This window comes from Longimicrobium sp., assembly GCF_036280135.1.
GTDB lineage: Bacteria > Gemmatimonadota > Gemmatimonadetes > Longimicrobiales > Longimicrobiaceae > Longimicrobium.
Window position 1 is genome coordinate 1 of record NZ_DASURI010000703.1, and the last position, 2,297, is coordinate 2,297.

At 73.1% G+C, this 2,297-nt stretch carries 3 protein-coding genes; all 3 read right to left on the reverse strand.

Annotated elements, in window-relative coordinates:
* On the reverse strand, nucleotides 1–412 hold a 412-nt coding region (secG, locus tag VFZ20_RS22590), incomplete at its 3' end, for a preprotein translocase subunit SecG (RefSeq protein ID WP_329686217.1).
* 73 nt (nucleotides 413–485) lie between these two features.
* Nucleotides 486–1,253, reverse strand: coding sequence for a triose-phosphate isomerase (gene tpiA / locus VFZ20_RS22595; protein WP_329686218.1), 768 nt, complete (start codon nucleotides 1,251–1,253; stop codon nucleotides 486–488).
* A partial coding sequence (locus VFZ20_RS22600) for a phosphoglycerate kinase (RefSeq protein ID WP_329686219.1) occupies nucleotides 1,250–2,297 on the reverse strand: 1,048 nt, incomplete at its 5' end. The genes tpiA and VFZ20_RS22600, both read right to left, overlap by 4 nt.

The window sequence follows — 2,297 nt, forward strand, 5'->3', positions numbered from 1 at the left end:
TCGCGGCCGCCCCAGTGGGGGCCGGCGTCGTCGTGCCACCCGCCGGGGCCGTGGCGCCCGGAAGCGCCGCGCCGCCACCCGCCGGAGCCTGCGCGCCGCCGGCCGGAGCCGTGGGCGTCACCGGCGCGGCCGCCGGGGCGCCGCGCTGAAGCTCACGCTGCAGGACGGACTCGCTGGCCGCCGGACGGCTGGACAGGATCTGCAGGATGAACGCGATGGCGATGAACGCGCCGCCGCACCACCAGCTCAGCTTGGTGAGCAGCGTGGCCGCATGCCGGCCGCCGAACAGCGTGTCGGTGCCCGCGCCGCCACCCATGGCGGCAAGCCCACCGCCCTTCCCGGCCTGCAGCAGCACCACGGGAATGAGGATCAGGGCGTCGAGAATCAGCAGGATCAGCAGAAACGTGAACACGGCCGGCCTGGAAGAAAGCGGATGGGAGGTCCCTATGGGGAAACGACTTAAGCTAAGCCGTTTCCCCGCCCTGTCAACCCGTCGCCCGGCAGATGGCCGCGAAACCCGCCGCGTCCAGGCTCGCGCCGCCCACCAGGACCCCGTCCACGCCGGGCTGCGACAGCAGCTCCGCCGCGTTGTCGGGCTTTACGCTGCCGCCGTACAGCACGGGCACGGCGTCCGCCGCGGCCTGCCCGAACGCGGCCGAGAGCTGCTCGCGCACGGCCCGGTGCATGGCCGCCGCGTCGCCCGGCGTGGCCGTCACCCCCGTGCCGATGGCCCACACGGGCTCGTACGCCACCACCAGCTCGCCCAGCTCGTCCGGGGACAGGATGGCCAGCACGGGCGCCAGCTGCTCCGTCACGACGGCCTCGGCGCGGTCGGCGCGGCGCTCGTCCAGCGTCTCGCCCACGCACAGCACGGGCGTGAGCCCACCGTCCAGCACAGCGCGCACCTTCTTCGCCGTCTCGTCCGACGTCTCGCCAAAGACGTGGCGCCGCTCGCTGTGGCCAATGAGCACCAGCTCGGCCCCGGCGTCCTTCGCCATGGCGACGGACAGCTCGCCGGTAAAGGCGCCGCTGGCCTCCCAGTACACGTTCTGCACGCCCAGGCGCACGTCCGGCCGCCCCTGGAGCGCCTCGCGCGCGGCCGCGAAGGAGAGCGCGGGCGGAAAGAAGACGACGCTGCGGTCGTCCCCCGGCTCCACCATGGGGAGAAAGTCGGCGAAGAAGCGGGCCGTCTCGGACGGCCCGTGGTTCATCTTCCAGTTGCCCGCCAGCACCGGCTTGCGGGGCGCCGTCACGCGGCGGCCCCCGCGTTGGAGAGCGCGGCCACGCCGGGCAGCTCCTTGCCTTCCAGGAACTCCAGCGAAGCGCCGCCGCCCGTGGACACGTGCGACATCCGCCGCTCCAGCCCCAGCTCGGCCACCGCCGCCGCCGAGTCGCCGCCGCCGATGATGGTGGTGGCGCCGCGGTCCGTCGCCTCCGCCACGGCCTCGGCCACGCCCCGGGTCCCCGCGGCGAACTCCGGCACCTCGAACACGCCCATGGGCCCGTTCCACAGCACCGTTCCCGCCTCGGACAGGATGCGCCGGTACTCCTCCACCGTCTTCGGTCCCACGTCCAGCACCATGCGGTCCGCCGGGATGGCCTCGCGACCAACGGTCTGCACGGCCGTGCCGGCTTCCATCTTCTCCGCCACGACGGCGTCCTTCGGCAGCACGAGCTTGTCGCCGGACGACGACAGGAGCTCGCGGGCCATGTCCAGGCGGTCGTCCTCCACCAGCGACGTCCCCGTGGCCAGGCCCATGGCCTTGAAGAAGGTGTTGGCCATGGCGCCGCCGATGAGCAGCCGGTCCACCTTGGGCAGCAGGCTGCGGATGACGTCGATCTTGCCGCTGATCTTGGACCCGCCCAGGATGGCCACGAACGGGCGCTTGGGCTCGGCCAGGGCGCGGTCCAGGTACTCCAGCTCGCGGTCCATCAGCAGCCCCGCCACGACCGGCTTGCCCTGCGCGCGCATCACCACGGCCACGCCGGCGGTGGACGAGTGCGCGCGGTGCGCCGCGCCGAACGCGTCGTTCACGAACACGTCGCCCAGCTCCGCCATCTGCTCGGCGAGGGCGGAGTCGTTCTTCTCCTCGCCGGGCAGAAAGCGCGTGTTCTCCAGCAGCAGCACGTCGCCGTCGTACATGGTGCCGATGGCCGAGCGGGCGGCGAAGCCCACCGTGTCGTCCACGAACTCCACGCGGCGCCCCTCCAGCAGCTCCGCCAGGCGCGCGGCGACGGGCTTGAGCGACATCTCCGGCACGGGCTTGCCCTTGGGCCGGCCAAAGTGCGACAGGAGG